This window comes from Bradyrhizobium sp. CIR48 (assembly GCF_014198315.1).
Taxonomy (GTDB): Bacteria; Pseudomonadota; Alphaproteobacteria; order Rhizobiales; family Xanthobacteraceae; genus Bradyrhizobium.
The window spans coordinates 117,715-137,691 of the sequence record NZ_JACIHG010000008.1; the positions used below are offsets into that span (position 1 = coordinate 117,715).

The 19,977-nt window shown below is 64.1% G+C and carries 19 protein-coding genes; 9 read left to right on the top strand and 10 right to left on the bottom strand.

Annotated features, from left to right (window positions below; genetic code table 11):
• Window positions 1-120 precede the first annotated feature (120 nt).
• The 6 genes from GGD66_RS24385 to GGD66_RS24410 form a co-directional block, all read right to left on the bottom strand.
• Window positions 121-1,320 (bottom strand): ABC transporter substrate-binding protein, encoded by a 1,200-nt coding sequence (locus GGD66_RS24385; protein WP_018321349.1) that lies wholly within the window; start codon window positions 1,318-1,320, stop codon window positions 121-123.
• 105 nt (window positions 1,321-1,425) lie between these two features.
• Complete coding sequence (locus tag GGD66_RS24390) at window positions 1,426-3,264, bottom strand: long-chain fatty acid--CoA ligase (RefSeq protein ID WP_183259215.1); 1,839 nt, start codon at window positions 3,262-3,264, stop codon at window positions 1,426-1,428.
• A 91-nt stretch (window positions 3,265-3,355) separates the two neighbouring features.
• A complete protein-coding gene (locus GGD66_RS24395; RefSeq protein ID WP_092254188.1) occupies window positions 3,356-4,144 on the bottom strand; it encodes an ABC transporter ATP-binding protein in 789 nt (262 codons plus the stop codon).
• A gap of 3 nt (window positions 4,145-4,147) precedes the next feature.
• Window positions 4,148-4,906: an ABC transporter ATP-binding protein gene (locus GGD66_RS24400; protein ID WP_018321346.1), complete on the bottom strand. Its 759-nt coding sequence runs from the start codon at window positions 4,904-4,906 to the stop codon at window positions 4,148-4,150.
• Window positions 4,903-6,054 (bottom strand): branched-chain amino acid ABC transporter permease, encoded by a 1,152-nt coding sequence (locus GGD66_RS24405; RefSeq protein ID WP_183238088.1) that lies wholly within the window; start codon window positions 6,052-6,054, stop codon window positions 4,903-4,905. Before GGD66_RS24405 ends, GGD66_RS24400 begins: the two co-directional genes overlap by 4 nt.
• 5 nt (window positions 6,055-6,059) lie before the next feature.
• The gene (locus GGD66_RS24410; protein WP_018321344.1) at window positions 6,060-6,935 is read right to left on the bottom strand and encodes a branched-chain amino acid ABC transporter permease; all 876 of its coding nucleotides are present in this window, start codon (window positions 6,933-6,935) and stop codon (window positions 6,060-6,062) included.
• A 262-nt stretch (window positions 6,936-7,197) separates the two neighbouring features.
• Here GGD66_RS24410 and GGD66_RS24415 point away from each other — a divergent pair, with 262 nt between their 5' ends.
• From GGD66_RS24415 to GGD66_RS24445, 7 genes are all read left to right on the top strand, one after another.
• Window positions 7,198-7,947, top strand: a complete 750-nt coding sequence (locus tag GGD66_RS24415; RefSeq protein ID WP_183259216.1) for an ABC transporter ATP-binding protein — start codon at window positions 7,198-7,200, stop codon at window positions 7,945-7,947.
• Complete coding sequence (locus GGD66_RS24420; protein ID WP_183259217.1) at window positions 7,944-9,479, top strand: permease; 1,536 nt, start codon at window positions 7,944-7,946, stop codon at window positions 9,477-9,479. The genes GGD66_RS24415 and GGD66_RS24420 overlap by 4 nt, the downstream gene beginning before the upstream one ends.
• 75 nt (window positions 9,480-9,554) lie before the next feature.
• Window positions 9,555-9,809, top strand: coding sequence for an AbrB/MazE/SpoVT family DNA-binding domain-containing protein (locus tag GGD66_RS24425; RefSeq protein ID WP_183259218.1), 255 nt, complete (start codon window positions 9,555-9,557; stop codon window positions 9,807-9,809).
• Window positions 9,806-10,210, top strand: coding sequence for a type II toxin-antitoxin system VapC family toxin (locus GGD66_RS24430; protein ID WP_018321340.1), 405 nt, complete (start codon window positions 9,806-9,808; stop codon window positions 10,208-10,210). Before GGD66_RS24425 ends, GGD66_RS24430 begins: the two co-directional genes overlap by 4 nt.
• Before the next feature lie 59 nt (window positions 10,211-10,269).
• The gene (locus GGD66_RS24435) at window positions 10,270-11,082 is read left to right on the top strand and encodes an MBL fold metallo-hydrolase (RefSeq protein WP_179737894.1); all 813 of its coding nucleotides are present in this window, start codon (window positions 10,270-10,272) and stop codon (window positions 11,080-11,082) included.
• Window positions 11,083-11,147: 65 nt separating this feature from the next.
• Complete coding sequence (locus GGD66_RS24440; protein ID WP_183259219.1) at window positions 11,148-11,690, top strand: hypothetical protein; 543 nt, start codon at window positions 11,148-11,150, stop codon at window positions 11,688-11,690.
• Between the two features lie 250 nt (window positions 11,691-11,940).
• Window positions 11,941-12,993: an amidohydrolase gene (locus GGD66_RS24445; RefSeq protein ID WP_183259220.1), complete on the top strand. Its 1,053-nt coding sequence runs from the start codon at window positions 11,941-11,943 to the stop codon at window positions 12,991-12,993.
• 131 nt (window positions 12,994-13,124) lie between these two features.
• Here the strand turns inward: GGD66_RS24445 and GGD66_RS24450 are convergent, their stop codons facing one another.
• Window positions 13,125-13,580, bottom strand: a complete 456-nt coding sequence (locus GGD66_RS24450; protein ID WP_018321336.1) for a cupin domain-containing protein — start codon at window positions 13,578-13,580, stop codon at window positions 13,125-13,127.
• A 237-nt stretch (window positions 13,581-13,817) separates the two neighbouring features.
• Between GGD66_RS24450 and GGD66_RS24455 the strand changes: the two genes are divergently transcribed.
• Window positions 13,818-14,372, top strand: a complete 555-nt coding sequence (locus GGD66_RS24455; protein WP_183259221.1) for a hypothetical protein — start codon at window positions 13,818-13,820, stop codon at window positions 14,370-14,372.
• Window positions 14,373-14,547: 175 nt separating this feature from the next.
• Here GGD66_RS24455 and GGD66_RS24460 read toward each other — a convergent pair whose 3' ends face one another.
• On the bottom strand, window positions 14,548-15,804 hold the full coding sequence (locus tag GGD66_RS24460) for an aminopeptidase (protein WP_092254174.1): 1,257 nt from the start codon (window positions 15,802-15,804) through the stop codon (window positions 14,548-14,550).
• Between the two features lie 112 nt (window positions 15,805-15,916).
• On the bottom strand, window positions 15,917-17,278 hold the full coding sequence (gene pcaB, locus GGD66_RS24465; RefSeq protein WP_183259222.1) for a 3-carboxy-cis,cis-muconate cycloisomerase: 1,362 nt from the start codon (window positions 17,276-17,278) through the stop codon (window positions 15,917-15,919).
• Window positions 17,279-17,643: 365 nt separating this feature from the next.
• Here pcaB and GGD66_RS24470 point away from each other — a divergent pair, with 365 nt between their 5' ends.
• Window positions 17,644-19,215: a winged helix-turn-helix domain-containing protein gene (locus GGD66_RS24470; RefSeq protein WP_092254170.1), complete on the top strand. Its 1,572-nt coding sequence runs from the start codon at window positions 17,644-17,646 to the stop codon at window positions 19,213-19,215.
• Between the two features lie 50 nt (window positions 19,216-19,265).
• Here the strand turns inward: GGD66_RS24470 and GGD66_RS24475 are convergent, their stop codons facing one another.
• A complete protein-coding gene (locus tag GGD66_RS24475) occupies window positions 19,266-19,976 on the bottom strand; it encodes a hypothetical protein (RefSeq protein WP_018321332.1) in 711 nt (236 codons plus the stop codon).
• Between the last annotated feature and the right edge of the window lies 1 nt (window position 19,977).

Sequence of the window (19,977 nt, forward strand, 5' to 3'; positions counted from 1 at the left end):
CCGCTCGCTAGGCTATTCGTGAGGATAGAGACCCCTCACCCGGCTCGCCGCTTTGCGGCGATCCACCCTCTCCCGCAAGGGAAGAGGGTGCACCGTTCGTGTCGCGAGAGCCGCCCTTCATCAAAACATCAGATTGTCCTTCACCAGCACCCAACGGCCGTTCTTCACCTGCTGCACCTGGGTGACGGTGGTGGCGAGATGGTTGGTCTTCGAGAACACGGTCGGCGGCGAATTGAAGATATCCTGGAACTTGTCGCCGGACTCCAGCGCGTCGAGCATCTTCTGGCCAGTGAGATCCTTGCCAGCCTTGTTGGCATAATGCGCGAACGTCATCACCGCATTGTAGCCGATGATCGCCTGAGTGTTGGCGTCGGCGTTGAACATCTTCTTGTAATTGACGAGCCAGTCCTTCACCTTTCCCTTCGCGGTGTCTTCGTAGGGGATTTCGAAGTTCGAAGCGGCATACAAGCCTTCCACCACTTCCTTGCCGAGCGCCGGCACTTCGAGCACGTTGACGGGCGTGGCACCGAGGAAGGTGACCTCCCAGCCAAGCTTCCTGGCCTCGGTCATGGTGCCGATAGGCTCACGGAGGACCGCGCCGAGCACGACGAGGTCGCAGCCGTCGGACTTCATCTTGGCGACCTGCGCCGAGAAGTCGGAGGCGCCGCGCTTGTAGCTCGTGATCGAGGCCGGCTGCACCTTCATGGCGGCGAGCTGCTGGTTAAAACCATCGAGCACGTTTTTTCCGTACTCGTCGTCCTGATGCATGATGCACGGCTTCTTGAAATTCTTTGCCTCAATCATGTATTTGAGCGCTGCGCGCGTGCTCTCGACATAGGGCAGGAGGTTGTTGAACTTCAGCCGCTCCTGCGGCTTGGCCGCATCGAACTTGAAGGTGAACTCGGCCGCCGTCAGCGGGAAGAGCTGAAGCACGCCGGCGTCGAGCAGGATATCCTGCGCAGCGAGCACGGTCGGCGATCCCATTGGTCCCACCATCGCGAAAATCTTGTCGCGCTCGATCAGCTTTTGCGAAGCCAGCACAGCTTTCTTCGGATCGTAGCCGCTATCCTCGACGACAAGCTTGATCTTGCGACCCTGGACACCGCCCGCCGCGTTGATCTCCTCGACCGCCATCTTCATGCCGTTGGAGACCGGCACGCCCCAGCCCTTGATCGGGCCCGACAGGTCCTGATGCGTGCCGATGACGATCTCGGATGCCGAGATGCCTTCATTGGTGACCTTGGTTTGAGCGGCGGCCGGCAGACAGGTCAGCGCAAGGGCGCTCACCGCCAGGCCCAGCGCCTTCAGCGATTTCGACATTGCAGTCCTCCTTCAGTGGCCCGTGTTGAGCGAAGGATCGGGCCTCTCAAGCCTTCGCCGTTTTCTCAAATCCATCTCTCTTGAGCATGATCCTCCGGATCTTGCTCAAGCAACCGCGCGCTCGCGATACATCGCCTCGATCTCGGCGGCGTAGCGCTTGTTCACGAAGCCGCGCTTCAGCTTCATGGTCGGCGTCAGCTCCTCGTCCTCCGGTGTGAGCTGGCGTTCGATCAGGTAGAACTTCTTGATGGTCTCGACGCGGGCAAAATTGCCGTTGACCTGCTCGATCTCGCGCCCGATCAGGTCCTGAATCTCGGTCGCCCGGCACAGGCTCGCGTAATTGGTGAAGGGAATGTCGTGGTCCTGGGCGAACTTCTCGACGTTCTCCTGGTCGATCATCACGAGGCAGGTCAGATACGGCCGCTTGTCGCCGATCACGACCGCATCGGAGATGTAGGGCGAGAATTTGAGTTGGTTCTCGATCTCGGACGGCGTGATGTTCTTGCCGCCGGAGGTGATGATGATGTCCTTCATCCGGTCGGTGATGCGGACAAAGCCTTCATTGTCGATGGTGCCGACGTCGCCGGTGTGCAGCCAGCCGCGCTGATCGATTGTCTCGGCGGTCTTCTCCGGCTGGTTCAGGTAACCCATGAACAGGAAGTCGCCCTTGATCAGGATCTCACCCTCGGGCGACAGCGTGACCTCGCCCCAGGGCACGGCGGTGCCGACCGAACCGAGCTTGATCCGCTCCGCCGGCATCATGGTGGCGACACCGCAATTCTCGGTCTGGCCGTAGAGCTCGTGCATGTCGATGCCGAGCGCGAGATACCAGCGGATCAGCTCCGGCGCGATCGGCGCTGCGCCGGTGAAGGCGACGCGGCAGCGATCGAGCCCGATCATGCGGCGGATGTTGCGGAATGCGAGCCGGTAGGCGATCCGGCTTGCGAGGTGCAACGACAGCGGCGGCGGCTTGCCTTCGATCCGGTAATCGACCATGCGGTAGCCGATGCCGATGGCGCGGCGATAGACCCATTGCTGCAGCGGGGTCGCATCCTTCAGCGCGATGGTGATGGCGGAGTAGAATTTTTCCCAGATGCGTGGGACCGCGAGGAAGACGGTTGGCTGCACCTCGCGCAAATTGTCCGGCACGGTTTCCGGGCTCTCGGCGAAATTCATCACCGAGCCGAGTGCGACCGAGATGTAGTAGCCGCCGATGCGCTCGGCGACGTGGCACAGCGGCAGGAAGATCAGCCTGTCCTCGTCCTCCTGCGCCGGAATGAAGTCATTGGCGTGACGCATCTGGTGCGTGACGCTGCGGTTGGCGTGCATCGCGCCCTTGGGGGGACCGGTGGTGCCGGACGTATAGACCAGGATCGCGAGATCGCCGGCGCCGCGACTGTCGATCATCTCCTGCCACAGCGCCTCGCGGCCGACCATGTGATTGCGGCCGAGCGCGCGAAACTCGTCGAGCGACATCACCATGTCGTCGGAGAAGCCGCTGAGGCCCTCCATGTCGAACACGATGATCCTCTGCAGGCTCGCGCAGCGCGAGCGGCAGGCGAGGATCTTGTCGAGCTGCTCCTCGTCCTCGGCGAAGATCACTTTGGTCCGGGAATCGTTGATGAGATATTCGACCTGGGACGACGCGTCGGTCGGGTAGATGCCCGAAGCGACGCCGCCGGCGCACAGGATGCCCATGTCGGCATGGACCCATTCCGGCACGGCGTTGGCGATGATGGAGGCGACGTCGCCGGGCATGAAGCCGGTCGCATGAAGCGCGTAGGCGATCTCTTTCGATATCGCCAGCCATTCGCGCCAGCTGGTCGGCTGCCAGATGCCGAATTTCTTCTCGCGGATGGCCGGCCGATCGCCCCGCGTCTCCGCAGCGCGCAAGAAGCTCTTCGCGATCGTATCAGCGACCGTCAGCACCGCCGGTCGGGCCATGCACGTCTCCTCCTTGTCGCCTGCCTCCGCTGCCTGCCTTGCCGGCGGTCTTGATTGCGGATGGCAAGCTCATCTTACTGCCAGCTCTTCCTCACCGCCACGTCTTCTTCTTTTTCCAGCGCCGCTCGCCTCGCGCACCCGCTTCCTTGGCGCCAAGGTAGAACTCCTGGATGTCCTGGGAATGCATCAAGCGGTCGCAGGTGTCGTTCATCACGATACGGCCGATCTCCAGCACATAGCCGTAATGCGCCGTCTCCAGCGCCACCTTGGCGTTCTGCTCGACCAGCAGGATCGACATGCCCTGCTCCTCATTGACGCGGCGGATGATGGTGAAGATCTCCTTCACCAGCAGCGGCGACAGGCCGAGCGAGGGCTCGTCGAGCAGCAGCAGCGTCGGCCGGTTCATCAAGGCGCGGCCGATCGCCAGCATCTGCTGCTCGCCGCCCGAGAGCTGGCCGGCCGGCTGGTTGATGCGCTCCTTCAGCCGCGGAAAGTAACCATAGACGCGCTCGAGATCCTCCGCGACACCGGCGCGGTCCTTGCGCGGATAGGCCCCCATCATCAGGTTCTCGCGCACGGACAGGAACGGAAACACCTCGCGTCCCTCCGGCACATGGCTGAGGCCGAGCCGCACGATCCGGTCGGCCTCCATGCGCTGGATCGGCTTGCCCAGGAATTCGATCGAGCCCTTCTGTGGGTCGAGAATGCCCGAGATGGTCTTCAGCACCGTGGTCTTGCCGGCGCCATTGGCCCCCAGCAGGGTGACGATGCGCCCGCGCGGCACTTCCAGCGAGATGCCGCGGATCGCCATGATCGGCCCGTAATAGCTCTCGATGTTGGAGAGTTTTAAGATGATCTCGGGCGTGACGGCGGCAACCATGCGTCAAGCTCCCAGATACGCAGCGACGACGTCGGGATGCTGCTGGACTTCGGCGGGCGAGCCCATCGCCAGCACGCGGCCGTAGTTGAGTGCGATGACGCGATCGGAGACGCGGTTGACCAGCGACATGTCGTGCTCGACCATCAATACGGTGACGCCGAGCTCGCTTTTCATGTCGCGGATCCAGAACGACATGTCGTCGGTTTCCTCGACATTGAGGCCGGACGATGGCTCGTCGAGCAGGATCAGCTTCGGCTCCGAGCACAGCGCGCGCGCCAGCTCGATCACCTTGCGCACGCCGTAAGGCAGGCCGGAGATCAGCTTGTCGCGATAGGGTTCGAGGTCGAGGAATTCGATGACCTGCTCGACCCTGCGGCGATGAACCTTCTCGTTGGCGCGCACGCTCGGCAGGAACAAGAGCTCCTGCCAGAGCTGCGTGGTCGAGTGCCGGTGACGGCCGACCAGGAGGTTCGACAGCACGGTCGCATTCTCGAACAGCTCGATGTTCTGGAAGGTGCGGGCAATGCCGAGCTTGGCGATATCGTAGGGCGGCTCTTCGGTGATATCCTGATCCTCGAAGAAGATGCGGCCCGAGGTCGGCCGGTAGATCCGCGAGATCAGGTTGAAGATCGAGCTTTTGCCCGCACCGTTCGGCCCGATGATCGAGAGGATCTCGCCCTTCTCGACCGCGAAGGACACCGCATCGACGGCCTTGAGGCCCCCGAAATGCAGCGACAGATTCTCGGCGCGGAAATAGCTCATCGATTCCGCTCCGACTTCACGTAGATCTTCTGCCGCTTGAAGGTGGCGCGCTTGTAGAGCGGGAACAGCTGGAAGAAGAGTTTTATCTTCAGCCAGCGGCCGTAGAGACCGAGCGGCTCGAACAACACGAACAGCACGATGATGATGCCGTAGATCGCGCCTTTCAGGCCGTTGAGCGAGGCAAAGGCCGCGACCTTCGACTGGATGTTGCCGGCGGTGGCCGGGCCGGCGCCGAACGTCGCCGCAATGCCCGCGATCAGGCCGGGCATGTCGTCCTTGAGATAGGTCAGGAACGGATCGATCATCACGATGAAGATCGCGCCGAGCACCGCGCCGTGCAGGCTGAAGGTGCCGCCGATCAGGATCACGATGATGAATTCGATCGAGAGCTGCAGCGTGAACATCTCCGGCGAGATGAAGGAGAGCTTGTGCGCGAACAGCACGCCGGCAAAGCCGGTGATTGCCGCCGAGATCGCAAAGGACTTCACCTTATAGAGCGCGACATTGACGCCCATGCTGCGCGCCGCCGTCTCGCTGTCGCGGATCGCGACGAAGGCGCGGCCCGTCGGCGAGCGCAGCAAATTGAGCGTGCCGACGATGGTCAGCACCAGCACTGAGAGGCAGAGGAAATAGAAGGTGGGGCTGTCGCGCGGGACGGTGACGCCGAGCAGCGACAACGTCTTCACCCGCATGCCCTCGTTGCCGTGGGTGACGCTTTCCCAGCGCGCCAGGATCTCCTCGACGATCAGGGCAAAGGAGATGGTGGCGATGACGAGATAGATGCCGGTCAGGCGCAAAGCGGGAAAGCCGACCATCGCGCCGATGATGCCGGTCAAACCTCCGGCGGCGAGGAAGTAGATTGGGAACGGCACGTTGTACTTCTGCAAATATGCCGCCGTGTAGGCCCCGATGGCGAGGAATGCAGCGTGGCCGAGCGAGGCCTGGCCGGTAAAGCCGGTCAGGATCAGCAGCGCGACGCCGACGATCGCATAGATGCAGACGAAGACGAGCTGGCTCATCAAATAGCTGGAGAGCACATAGGGCGCGATCAGCAGCAGCGCGAGCAGGATGCCGTACGAGACCAGATAGCCCGAATGCGGGAACAGCTTGATGTCGTCCTCATAGTCGGTCTTGAACAGGAAGCGCATGGCGTTCAGACCTTCTTGCGGACGTGGTGGCCGAACAGGCCTTCGGGCTTCAAGAGCAGCACCGCGAGCAGCACGAGATACGGCGCGACATCCTTCCAGCCTTCGGGCAGGTAGAAGCCGGCCATGCTCTCGATCACGCCGATCAGGACGCCGCCGACCACGGCGCCCGGGATCGAGCCGAAGCCGCCGAGGACCGCAGCGGGAAATGCCTTGAGGCCAAGCACGAGGCCGACATTGGAATGGATGAAGGTGATCGGCGCCAGCAGCACGCCGGCGCAGGTCGCCACCGCCGCGCTGATCGCCCAGACGATCGACACCACGCGCTTGACCGGAATGCCCATGTAGTAGGCCGCGAGCATGTTCTCGGAACTGGCGCGCATCGCGGTGCCGAGCGTGGTCTTGTTGAAGAACAGATAGAGCAGCGTGCACAGGATCATCGTCGCCGCGATCACCGACAGCTTGTCGTAGGCGAGCACCAGCGAGCCGATGCGGAGCACGCCCTGGCTGAACGGCGTTTCGATCTTCAGATCATCGGTGCCCCAGATCATGCCGGCGACCGAGCGCAGGAAATAGCCGAGGCCGATGGTGGCCATGATGATGGAGAATTGCGGATAGCCGAGGATCGGCCGCACCACCACGCGCTCTGCCAGCATGCCGAACAGCGCCATCGCGGCCACCGCACCGGCAAAGCCGATCCAGTAGTTCAGGCCCATCATGCCGATGAAGGTGAAGGCGAAGAAGCCGCCGAGCATCATCAGATCGCCCTGGGCGAAATTGACGACCTCGGTGGCCTTGTAGACGAGCACGAAGCCGAGCGCGATCAGGCCGTAGACGCAGCCGAGCGCAACACCGCTGACCAGCTGCTGAACGAAATCCAGCATTGACGCGCGTCCTCCCGATACAGCCGGCGGCTCTTCCCGACCGCCTTGCCGCATCTTGTGTCCAGTCACTACGCAGTCGTTTCGCTGCGTTAGCGCCCTTTGTCCGGAACCAATTCAGCCTGAACCGCTCCGTACTGTCAACAAACGGTGACTTGCCATTAGTCGAAACCGGATGGCGGAATTTGTGGGCCGTAGATTCACGGTGCCGAAACATCTTGGGATCATGGTCGCGAGCGATGCAAAACCGGATAGTGTGGGCGTCATGAAGCGGGACAAGTCGGCGCTGGAAGTCCTGGGGTTAACGAAGCGTTTTGACCGTCTGGCGGTCGACAGCCTCGATCTCACCATCCACGCCGGCGAATTCTATGCGCTGGTCGGTCCCAACGGCGCCGGCAAGACCACCACTTTGCGCATGGTCGCGGGCCTGCTGCGGCCCGATGCCGGCGCGGTCTCGATCTTCGGCATCGATGCGCTCGAAAATCCCGTCGCCGCCAAGCAGGTGATGGCGTGGGTCTCCGACGAGCCGATGATCTACGACAAGCTGACCCCGCTCGAATATCTCGAATTCGTCGCCGGCCTCTGGGGTATCGCGCCGTCGGTCTCGGAGCCGGTCGCGCAGGACCTGCTCGGCTCGCTCGGCCTGGAGCCACATCGGCACGAGCGCTGCGAGGGCTTTTCCAAAGGCATGCGCCAGAAGGTCGCGCTCGCCGGTGCGCTGGTGCACGATCCCCGCCTCATCATTCTCGACGAACCGCTGACGGGGCTCGATGCCGTCTCCGCCCGCCACGTCAAGGGCCTGCTCGGCGAACGTGTCCGCGCCGGCTGCACCGTCATCATGACCACGCATATTCTCGAAGTCGCCGAGCGCATGGCCGACCGCATCGGCGTGATCGCCTCGGGCCGCCTGGTGGCCGAGGGCACGCTGACCGAGCTGCGCCAGCAGAATGGCCATGCCGATACCAGCCTGGAGGATCTCTTCATCGCGCTGGTGACGCTTCCGGAAGCCGCATGAGCTCGGCCACCGCGCTCTCCTGGTTCGCACGCCACGAGCTCCGGCTCGCCTGGCGCGAATGGTTCGCCATGATGACCGGCGGACGGCGCAAGCGGGCGCGCGCCGCCGTCATCGGCCTCATCTGCTTCGCCGCGCTGCTGCACCTGCCGGCCTGGGCGGTGATCGGCCGTTTCGCCGATCTGCAGCTGCCGCTCGACAAATCCTCGCTGATCGTGATCTCGGCGACGATCTTTCTCGCCTGGACCTTGATGCTGTCGCAGGCGATCGAATCGGTGACGCGGGTGTTCTACGCCCGCGCCGATCTCGACCTGATCATGTCCTCGCCGGCGACGCTCGCCAATCTGTTCTCGGTCCGCATCGCCGCGATCGCGCTGACCGTCACCGCGATCGCGCTGCTGTTCTCGACGCCCTTCATCGACGTGCTCGTGATCGGCGGCGGGGCGCGTTGGCTCAGCGCATTCGGGGTGGTCGTCGTCATGGGCCTGTCGGCCGCGGCGGTCGCGATCGCCGTCACCATCCTGTTGTTTCGCCTGATCGGCCCGGCGCGCACGCGCCTGATCGCCCAGATCCTCGCCGCGATCATCGGCGCCGGCTTCGTGATCGCGCTCCAGATCGCGGCGATCATGTCCTACGGCACGCTGTCGCGCTTCACCATCCTGACCTCAGGCAGCGTGGCCGCCCATGCCCCCGATGTCGAGAGCATCTGGTGGTGGCCGGCGCGGGCGGCGATGGGCGACAGCGAAGCGCTGCTGCCGCTCCTGGCGCTCGCTTTGGTGCTGCTCGGAAGCGTCATGGCGATCTTCTCGCACCGCTTTGCCGACACGGCGATCGATGCCGCCGCTTACGGCACCTCCGGCAACAGGCGCGCGAAGGAGCGCCCGTTCCGCGCCGGGTCGCGGCAGCAGGCGCTGCGGCGCAAGGAGTTCTCGCTGCTCTGGCGCGATCCCTGGCTGATCTCGCAGACCCTGATGCAGCTGCTCTATCTGGTGCCGCCGGCGCTGCTGCTCTGGCGCAATTTTGCCGACAGCTCCGCGGCGCTGACGCTGATCACGCCGGTCGTGGTGATGGCGGCCGGACAGCTTGCCGGCGGACTGGCCTGGCTGACCATCTCGGGCGAGGACGCCCCCGACCTGGTCGCGACTGCGCCGCTGACGCCATCCGCCGTTATCCGCGCCAAGATCGAGGTGGTGCTGATCGCGATCGCCGTCATCTTCTGCCCGCTGATTGCCGCACTGGCCTTCGCCGCACCGATCCAGGCAGCAGTGAGTGCCGGCGCGATCATCCTCAGCGCGGCCTCCGCGACCGCGATCCAGCTCTGGTTCCGGGTGCAGGCCCGGCGCAGCCAATTCCGCCGCCGTCAGACCTCGTCGCGGCTCGCGACCTTCGCGGAGGCGTTCTCCTCGATTGGCTGGGCCGCAACCGCGGCACTGCTGCTTGCCCTCCCCATCGCCGGCCTCATCAGTGGCCTGATCACCGCCAGCCTCGTTGCGATCACCTGGAAGTTCAGCCCAAGGCGGGACAAGAAGGCGTGAGAGGCGCCTTGCCTGCCTCACTTGAAAGTAAGGCTAAATTACCTTACCTATCGGCTATCAAGAATTGAGGATCCCATGGGCACGCTTACTGTCACGGCAAAGGGGCAGGTTACGCTGCGGAAGGATCTCCTGGAGCACCTCGGTGTGCATCCCGGCGACAAGATCTCGATAGAGAAGCTTCCTGGAGGGCGGGTTGAGGTGAAGGCAGCTCGGCCCGTCGGAAAGATTTCGGACGCCTTCGGTTTCCTGAGAGGAAAAACGAACGGTCGATCATTGTCGATCGAGGAGATGAACGAAATCATCGCTGACGGCTGGACCGGCAAGCGATGAAGATAACGCCCGACACCAACGTGTTGGTGCGCGTTCTGGTCGGGGATGACGCCGAACAGAGCAAGGTGGCCGAAGCCCTTCTCAAGAAGGCAGACCTCATAGCCATCTCGATTCCCGCACTGTGCGAACTGGCCTGGGTTCTCTCTCGAGGCTACAAAACTTCGGCTGAGAATATCTCGGCTTCGATCCGGCATTTGATCAATGCCTCCAATGCGGTCGTCGATCGGCCGGCAGCCGAGGCTGGATTGTCGTTCCTCGATGCCGGGGGCGATTTCGCCGATGGCGTCATCGCCCATGAAGGCAATTGGCTTGGAGCCGACACTTTCGTGTCCTTCGACAGGAAAGCCGTGAAACTGATCGAGGCAAGCGGCGGATTGGCGCGGCTGGCCGGCACCACATGACGCGAGGATGATTCGTCGATACACTCAGCAGATCGTCGATGAGCGGCGGACGGTTCTGCATGTTTCGACCATTGCTGACGGCTCTTGCGTTTCTCAGTTGGCTGGCCGCCCCTGCCCTCGCCCAGCAGCCACAGCGCAGCGAATGCCTGGCGATGGCCAACGCGGCCCCGCGTATCCTGCCGGTGGCGTTCCGGCCGGCGGCCGGCACAGGCGGGGTCGAGATCACCTATGCCGGCCATTCCACCTATTTCATCGACACCCCCGGCGGCCTGCGCATCGCGACCGATTATAGCGGCGCCTATCAGGTCGGACGACTGCCCGACGTCGTGACCATGAACCGGGCCCACAGCACGCACTACTCGCTGTTTCCCGATAAGCGCATTCCTCACGTGCTGCATGGTTGGGGCGAGGACGGCAAGCCGGCGATCGTGTCGGAGCGCATCAGTGACGCCTTCATCCGCAATGTCACGACCGACATCCGCCGCTATTTCGGCGATGATGCCGGCGCCGACATGATCCGCGACGGCAATTCGATCTTCATCTTCGAGGTCGCGGGGCTCTGTATCGGCCATCTCGGCCACCTCCATCACAAGCTCGACGACAGCCATTTCGCCCAGATCGGACGGCTCGATATCGTGATGGTGCCGATCGACGGCACTTACACCATGTCGCTCGAAGGGATTTCTGACATCACCAAGCGCCTGCGCGCCTCCGTCGTGCTGCCGATGCATCGCTTCGCTACCCCGCTCGACGATTTCATGCGCCGGATCGGCCAGCAGTTCGAGATCGACCGGCGCTCCGAGCGGTCGTTCCGGATGTCGCGGGATGCGCTGCCGTCGAAGCCGACGGTGATCATCCTCGACGGGGTCTGACGCGCAATTTTCTCCAAGCCGGCGATCGGCCGGTCGTGCTGATCTGTCTGAAACAGGAGATCGACATGACCGACTTTGCCAGACTCTTGCACGCGGATGGACCGAACCCCGAGCACGCGGCGGCGCTGCAGCTCTATGGCCGCTTCGTCGGGGATTGGGTTGCCGAGATCACCGCCCATGGGCCCGGCGCAGCGAAACACACGGCAGCCGGCGAGATCCATTTTGGCTGGGTGCTGGAGGGCCGCGCCGTCCAGGACGTCTGGATCATCCCGCGCCCCGCAGGCAGCCCCGACTTTCCGATTGCGGGCAATTGGTACGGCACGACGCTGCGCGTCTACGATCCGACCATCGCTGCGTGGCGGATTTCCTGGTTCGATCCCGGACGCAGCGTCTTCCGCCAGCAGATCGGCCGGCCGCGCGGCGCCGACATCGTGCAGGAAGGCACAACGGAGGCCGGCGAGCTGACGCGCTGGAGCTTTACGGAAATCACCGACGATTCCTTCCACTGGCTCGGCGAGGCCAAGCCGGCCGATGCAAGTGATTGGCGGCTAATGGTCGATGTGAAGGCGAAGCGGCGGAAGGGCTTAGGCCGATTGGATTTTGATTGAAACGATCCGGCGTCAAACTCGCTGCAACCTCTCCCGCTTGCGGGGGAGGTCGGCGCGTAGCGCGGGTGGGGGCTTTCTCCGCATCGGGAATGTCCCATTGCGGAAGCTCCCCCACCCCAGCCCTCCCCGCAAGCGGGAGAGGGAGCGCACCTGCTCCACCGCTGCGTGGGGCTCTGAGCAATGCGCGCTGCTGTGCGTGCGCGTGAGATGCTAGGCTCCCGACACAAAATTTAGAGGGAGCGAACACGCGATGGCTGCAAGCAGTGTGCCCGCGAATACGAGCGGGCTGTTCGTCGAGCCGCGCGAGGACTGGCTCGCGCTGCATCAAGAGGAGATCATTGATCCCTTGCGGCCGATCGTCGATCCCCATCACCATCTCTGGAATCGCGGCCACCGCTATCTGATCGAGGAAATGGTGGCCGACATCGCCTCCGGCCACAACGTCATTGCCACGGTCTATGTCGATTGCCGCTCGATGTATCGCGCGCACGGGCCGGAGGCGTTCCGGCCCGTCGGCGAAGTCGAATTCGCCAACGGCGTCGCCGCGATGAGCGCGAGCGGCGCTTACGGCAAGGCGGCGATCTGTGCCGGCATCGTCAGCCACGCCAATCTGCTGCTCGGCGACGCCGCAAGGACGGTGCTGGAAGCCGAGATCGCCGCCGGCAATGGCCGCTTCCGCGGCATCCGGCATTCCTCGGCCTGGGACGAGGATCCTGTCGTCGCCGGCATGTATGCGAACCGACCGAAGGGCCTGTTGCAGGATCCCGCTTTCCGCAAAGGCTTTGCCTGCCTGGCACCACTCAACCTCAGCTTCGATGCCTGGCTGTTCCATCCACAGATCGGCGAACTGACCGAATTGGCGCGCGCCTTCCCCGACACCAGGATCGTGCTCGACCATTGCGGCGGCCCGGCCGGCGTCGGCCGCTTTGCGGGGCGGCGCGAAGAGGTGTTTGCGCAATGGCGCGCCTCGATCCGCGAGATCGCGACATGTGAGAACGTGGTGGTGAAGCTCGGCGGCCTCGCTATGTGCCTGCTCGGCTACGACTTCCACATGCGCGACAAGCCGTCGTCATCCGAGGAGCTTGCTGCGGCCTGGCGCCCTTACGTCGAAACCTGCATCGAGGCGTTCGGACCCAAGCGCGCGATGTTCGAGAGCAACTTCCCGCCGGACAAGGGCCAGTGCAGCTACCAGGTGATCTTCAACGCCTTCAAGCGCATCGCCGCACCCCTGAGCGAGGCCGAGAAGACCGCGCTGTTCTCGCAGACCGCCATCGACGTTTATCGGCTCGAGCTGCCGTCATGACGAGAAAAGGGGCCGGGATGTTGATCCCGACCCCTCTTCCGTCGTGGCCGCTGGGAAGCGTTCTTGAACTGAGACTATTGTTTGAGCATGATCTTTTCGGAAAACCGCTGCACACTTTTCCGGATCATGCTCTAGCCGGCGCCCATCAGCGAGGCCGGACGGCGCTCGCCGGTGGAGGTAAAGATCTTCTTCAGCTTGTTGACGACGCGGATCAGGAAACCGATCATCACGGGATTGGTCTTGCGGCAGAAGGCGATCTTCTTGACGTGGCCTTCGACATGCCATTTGGCATGCGCGCCGTCGCGGAAGAAGATCACGTCGCCGGGTCCGTAGCGCTTGGGCGGCATGCCGTCGCTTTCAAGCACGATCGATCCTTCCATGATCATGATCGTCTCGTCGATATCGTAGTACCAGTTGAAGCGGCCTTCGGTGCACTGCCAGATAATGGTCGAGGCGGTGCCGTCGGCGCTGGTGGACAGGATATGCGAGCGCGACACGGGATTGCCTTCGATGATCCAGGATGGCTCGATCGGCCGGAGCTCGAGATCCACGTTACAACTACCGATTTCAATCAATGAGCGCGACATCTTCTTCCCCAGGGGATATAATTAAGTATGGCCGGGTCTCGGCCCGCATTGTTTCGAAAGATGTCGGGAACGCTAGTCATCCGTTTTTAATTCTTTCTTACGCAGGCCTCGAAAATCAGCCGCAAGTTGCAGGCGCGAAACGGTTAACGTCGGGATTTCCCTGCAAATTCGCGCACATGAACCGATCCTTTTTGGGGTGCGACAAAGTGCGCGGAAGCATAAAACGGAGCCACGCCGATGCCCCTCACGCCCGAGGTTCTGACAGCCAATCGTGAGGCCGTCGCCTGGCTGTTCAGCCTCGATGTCTCCTTCGCGCCCGACGAGGAGCCCTGGTTCACCATCGACGGCATCGAAAGCCCCCGGCAGGTCGGCAGTGACGGCTCCGGCGGCACCTTCGTGCTGCTGCCGTCGCAGAACGTGCTCTACGTCTCATCGGAGGGCCGCGCGGGAATTATCGCCGATACGTTCGAGGCGTTCGTCCAGCTCGTCGTCGCCCGCCCCTATTGGCTCGACATCCTCAAGTTTTCCGGCGGCGGCGACCTCGCGGAGATGCGGCGTGCGGCGGAGGCGCTGGAGGCGACACTCGACGACGAGGACGAGATCAACGAGGCCCGCGAGGAGATCCGCATGAACCTCGCCCTGGGCGAGGCGGACGATCCCGTCGGCGCGCTCTACGAGGCGATCGCCGCTTCCGACGCCATCGTGCGGGCCACGGACGGCAGCCCGTTCACGACATTGTTCAACCGCTTCAGCATCGACAACAATCCGATGCTGCGCAACGCGGCTGCGTGAGGCGGTTCGTCAGAGGCCTGAGCGCGCGCCTCGTCCTTCGAGACGACCGCTTCGCGGTCTCCTCAGGATGAGGCCGATCGACTTCGGTGCCCGCTGGAGCGACGGCCGCGCACTCCGTCCTCATCCTGAGGAGCCCGCCAGCGGCGGGCGTCTCGAAGGATGGCCGCAAGACGCGCTACTTCGCCCACTCGCCCTTGCGGAATACGGGTACCTTGCTGCCATCGGGCAAGATGCCGTCGATATCGGTCTCGGCCGAGCCGATCATCCAGTCGATATGGATCAGGCTCTGGTTGCCGCCTTGCGCGGCGATCTGCTGCGGGGTGAGCTGCGCGCCGTTGACGAAGCATTTCGAATAGCACTGGCCGAGCGCGATGTGGGAGGCTGCGTTCTCGTCAAACAGCGTGTTGTAGAACAACAGCCCGCTCTGCGAGATCGGCGAGGAATGCGGCACCAACGCTACTTCGCCGAGGCGGCGGGCGCCCTCATCGGTGTCGAGCACCTTGTTCAGCACCTCCGCGCCGCGCGAGGCTTTTGCATCGACGATCTTGCCGTCCTCGAAGCGCACCGCGATGTTGTCGATCAGCGTGCCCTGATAGGACAGCGGCTTCGAGCTCACGACATGGCCGTAGACGCGTCGGCAATGCGGCGTGGTGAAGACCTCTTCGGTCGGGATGTTGGCGTTGCAGCTGATGCCGTTCTTGGAGAGCGAGGCGCCGCCCTCCCATTCATGGCCGTCGGCAAGGCCAATGGTGAGGTCGACCCCCGGTCCGTTGTACTGGAGCGCACGGAAGCGCTGGCCGTTGAGCCAGTTGGTACGCTCGCGCAGCACCGCATTGTGGCTCGCCCAATTGCCCATCGCATCCTCGCGATCGACGCGCGAGGCCGCGAAGATCGCATCCGCGAGCTTGCCGATCGCAACGTCCTCGGGATCATCAGGGAATACCTGCCTGGCCCAGGACGGGCTTGGGTAGGCGATGATGTTCCAGTTGGTGTCGAAATTGACGATCTTTTCCAGGGCGGGCTGATAGGCCATCGAGTTCGCCTTGCTGGCGCGCGCCACCTTGGAAGGATCCTCGCCCGACAGCAGCATCGGATTGTCGCCGACGATGGCGAGCCGCGCGGTGTTGTCGGAGAACGCCTTGGCCATGCCCTCGTAGAGCCAGCCGGCGGCACGATCGAAACTGCTGTCGTGACCGTGGCGGTAGCGCGCCAGCGTCATCTCCTCGTCCGACAGGATCGGTGTCACGATGCCGGCGCCGGCCTTGTAGGCATGCACGGCGATCCGCCGCACCAGCGGCAGCGCGATCGCGGGCGCCGTCAGAAGCAGATCCTGTCCCGGCCGCAAGCCCAGGCCCACCTTCACCGCCACCTCGGCCAGCCGGTCGAGCTTCACGGGATCGATGGAAGTGGCGGAATTGCGGTGATCAGTCATGCGGGGCCCTCTGCCGAAGTCTGTCGTTCAATCTAAGTCTAGCATCGCGGGACGCAAGTGCGCGAGCACCTTGCGACATGGAGAAGATACGCAGTTTCACGCATTTTGGTTTTCAACGCGTTGCCGATTTCAGCACCCGGTCAACCATGGCGGGCGCGAGCCCGAGGTAATTTTTCGGTGAGGTGAGCGCCTCGATTGTGGCGCGATCGATGCGGCTCGATATCCGGGAGTCCACGGACAGCGCGTCGGCCAGGCTCATGCCCTTCTCGTTGGCCTGACGGCAGGCGTCATAGACCACATCATGGGCCTCCTGCCGGCCGAGCTGCGGCGCGAGCCCCATCATGACCGCTTCGGCCACGATCAGGCCGCGGCTGATCGCGAGATTATCGTTCATCTTCGCCTCGTCGACGATGAGACCTGCGAGTGCGAACTTCGCCTGGTGCAGCGCGCCGGCGGTCAGCACGAAGCTTTCGGGAATCGCCATCCATTCGGCGTGCCAGGGGCCCGTGGCGCGCTCGAAATCCTGTACCATGGCGTCGAGCATCAGGCCGGCGTGCTGGCGCACCGCCTTGGACGCCGCCAGCATCAGCTCCGACGAGATCGGGTTGCGCTTCTGCGGCATGGTCGAGGAGGCGCCGCGTCCCTTGACGAAAGGCTCATAGACCTCGGCGAACTCGGTCGAGGCCATGATCATGATGTCGAGCGCGATCTTGCCGAGCGAGCCGGTGACGAGCGCGAGGAAGTTCACGGCCTCCGCAAAGCCGTCGCGCGCGACGTGCCAGGTCGAGGCGGGAACGCCGAGCTTCAGCTCAGCACACAGCGCCTCCTGGACCTCAAAGCCCTTGTCGCCGAGCGAGGCCAGCGTGCCGGCGGCGCCGGCGAACTGGCCGACCAGCACGCGCGGCTTCAATTGCGTCAGCCGCTCGGCGTGGCGGTCGAACATGGCGAGCCAGATCGCGGTCTTGTAGCCGAAGGTCACCGGCAGCGCCTGCTGGAGATGGGTGCGGCCCGCCATCGGCGTGTCGCGGTAACGCTTCGAGAGGTCGGCGAGGATACGGCGAAGTTCGGCGATGTCGCGCTCGACGATCCCGAGCGCGGCGCGCAGCTGCAGCACCACGGCGGTGTCCATGATGTCCTGCGTGGTCGCGCCCCAATGCACGTAGCGGCCGGCCTCACCGCACTGCTTCACCATCTGGTGCACCAAAGGGAGGATCGGATAGCCGACGATGTCGGTCTCCTGCCTGAGCAGATCGAAATCGAGCGCGGCGACGTCCGTCCGCGCCGCGATCTGCTCGGCCGCCTCCCGCGGGATCACGCCGCGATTCGCCTCGGCCTTTGCCAGCGCCACCTCGACCTCGGCATAGCGCGCCACCAGCGCGACGTCGGAAAACACCTCCCGCATCTCGGGCGTACCGAAGGCGTCGCGGAACAGCATGGAATCGAGCACGGTGGTGGAGGCAGGAAAAGCAGGCATCGGCGTTTCTTCGTGGTTGGTGTTTGTGTGGGCGACAGCTTACGCAGGGCACACGGTCCGGCAAAGGACATTCGCGGCTCGTCGCACATTCGTCCCGCACGACGACATACGGCGCACTCGCACGATCGCCCCTCATCCGCAGGTGCCGGAGCGAAGCGGAGGCCTCGAAGGATGACGGGTCGATTGCGGAGGGAGATATCCGGTCAACACGTCACCCCCAGCGATCTGACCCCAATCGCACGGCATGGCTGCCATCACGCGATCGCGATGAACCAAACGTCCCCTTCGGCAGACTCACAGTTTTCGACCCAAATTTTCATTTTGTCGTTTGCTACCCAAATTCGTAATGAGGCCTGAGTTTCGACGTGCAGTTTCTGTTCCGGGATCACCTTCTCGATACCGACCGGCGCGAGCTGAGCCGCGAGCAGGTTCCCATTGCCGTGGAGCCACAGGTTTTCGATCTCGTCGTCCACCTCATGCAGAACCGCGACCGGGTGGTCAGCAAGGACGAGCTGATCGACAAGATCTGGCACGGGCGCAGCGTCTCCGAATCCACCTTGACCAGTCGGATCAACGCGGCACGCAAGGCCGTCGGCGACAGTGGCGCGAACCAGGCCCTGATCCGCACCATCGCCCGCAAGGGCTTTCGCTTCGTCGGCGATGTCGAGGCCAAAGGTAGCACGATGGGTGGCGCGATCGCGCCGGAGCCTGGCTACGCCGCACGGGTGCAGCGCGCCGCACTCGCGCTTCCCGAGCGGCCCGCGATCGCCGTGCTGCCCTTCACCAATATGAGCGGCGCGGCCGAGCAGGACTATTTCTCCGACGGCATCAGCGAGGACATCATCACCGCGCTGTCGAAGCTGCGCTGGTTCTTCGTCATCGCGCGCAATTCCTCCTTCGTCTACAAGGGCCGCGCCGTGCACATCCGCGAGGTCGCGCAGGAGCTCGGGGTTCGCTATGTGGTCGAAGGCAGCGTGCGGCGGAGCGGCGAACGGGTGCGCATCTCGGCTCAACTCAACGACGTCTCGACCGGCAGCCATCTCTGGGCCGAGCGCTACGACCGCGAGCTCGCCGACATCTTCGCCGTGCAGGACGAGATCACCGAGGCGATCGTCGCCGCGATCGAGCCGCAGCTCTACGCCGCCGAAAGTTTTCGCGCCGAGCAGAAGCCGCCGGGCAGCCTGGATGCCTGGGACCTCGTGATGCGCGCGCTGTCGCATCACTGGCGCAGCACGCGCGAGGACAATGCCGCTGCGCAAGGGCTGCTCGAAAAGGCCGTCGCGATCGATCCCGCCTATGGCAAGGCGCTGGGCCTGCTCGCGACCAGCCATATCTTCGGCGCGCATATGGGCTGGGCCGACATGGCCGCGACAGTGCCGATCGCCGAACGCGCGGCGCTCGCGGCGGTGGAGGCCGATCGCGAGGATGCCTGGGCCCATCACGGCCTTGCCTACACCTACCTGTTCCGCCGCCGCTTCGACGACGCACTGGCGGAGTTCGAGCTGGCGCTGACGCTCAACCCGAACTTCGCGATGGCGCATGCCTTTTACGGTGTGACGCTGTGCTACGCCGGACGATGGCAAGAGGGCGATGCCGCCGCACGTCGCGCACTGCGGCTGAGCCCGCGCGATCCGCTCGCAGCGATCTATTGCGGGGTTGCGGCCTATGCCCGGTTCGTCGGCCGCGACTATGACGGAGCCGTGCAGATGGCGCGGGAATCGATGCGACAGCGCGGCGATTTCGTCGGCGCGCACCGTGTCTTGACGGCGGCGGCCGGAATGTCAGGAAATCCGGCGCTCGCAGCGTCCGCCCTGGAAGGCCTGCGCCGCGCCCAGCCCGAGGTCTCGCTCGGCTGGATCACGCGCGAGCTGCCGATGCTGCGGGATGAGGATCGTGCGCATTATCTCGAAGGATTGCGGCGCGCCGGAATGACGTGACGATGCGCGCGGACATTCTCCCAGCGCAAGCCGCGATCGCGGGCTCGGCGCTAGTCGTCGTCGGGCCCGAACAACCTGATCTGCGGGAAGCCGCCGCGCGGCCGGCTGGCGTAATCACGCACATCGGAATCTTCGCGAATGTTGCGCGCGACGTCGTCCCAATCGGTGCGGTCGCGCAAGCCGCGCTGCTCGCGGGAATCGTAGTGGCGGCGCTCGGTCCAGCGCTCGCGGCGCTCCATCCGGCGCCGCTCGGACGCAGCGCGCTTCGCGTCGGAGTCCCTCGCCTTGGCATAGGCGTTCTCGGGTGAAGAGGCCGGCTCGGTCGAGGCCTGCTGCTCAGCCGGCTTTGCGGCTTGCGGAGGCGATGCGATTGCTGACCTCGACTGTTCCTTGGACTGTTCCTTGGGCGGCTCAACCGCGGCCGCTTGCGAAGGCGGCGGCGCCGGCGGTCCGGCATTCGCCTGAGTGGTCTGCGTGTCGGGCTTTACAGCTTCCGGCTTCGCTTCGGCTTGCGCCGGCGCGGCAATCATTGCGCCGAAGGCTTGCGAGCCGGTGAGATAATTGACGCGTTCCGACGGCGCGCTCGTCTGTGCCGGCGCGCCCGCGGACTCCGCGCGCTGCGCCATCTTGCTGGTGTCCGGGCCCTGTTTGGACGCGACCGGATTCATGATGTTGCCGGCAACGATGCCGCCGCCCAAACCAATGGCAATGGCCGCGACAATGGTTCCGGCACCGACGAAATAAGCTGTCGTGGCGCGCATT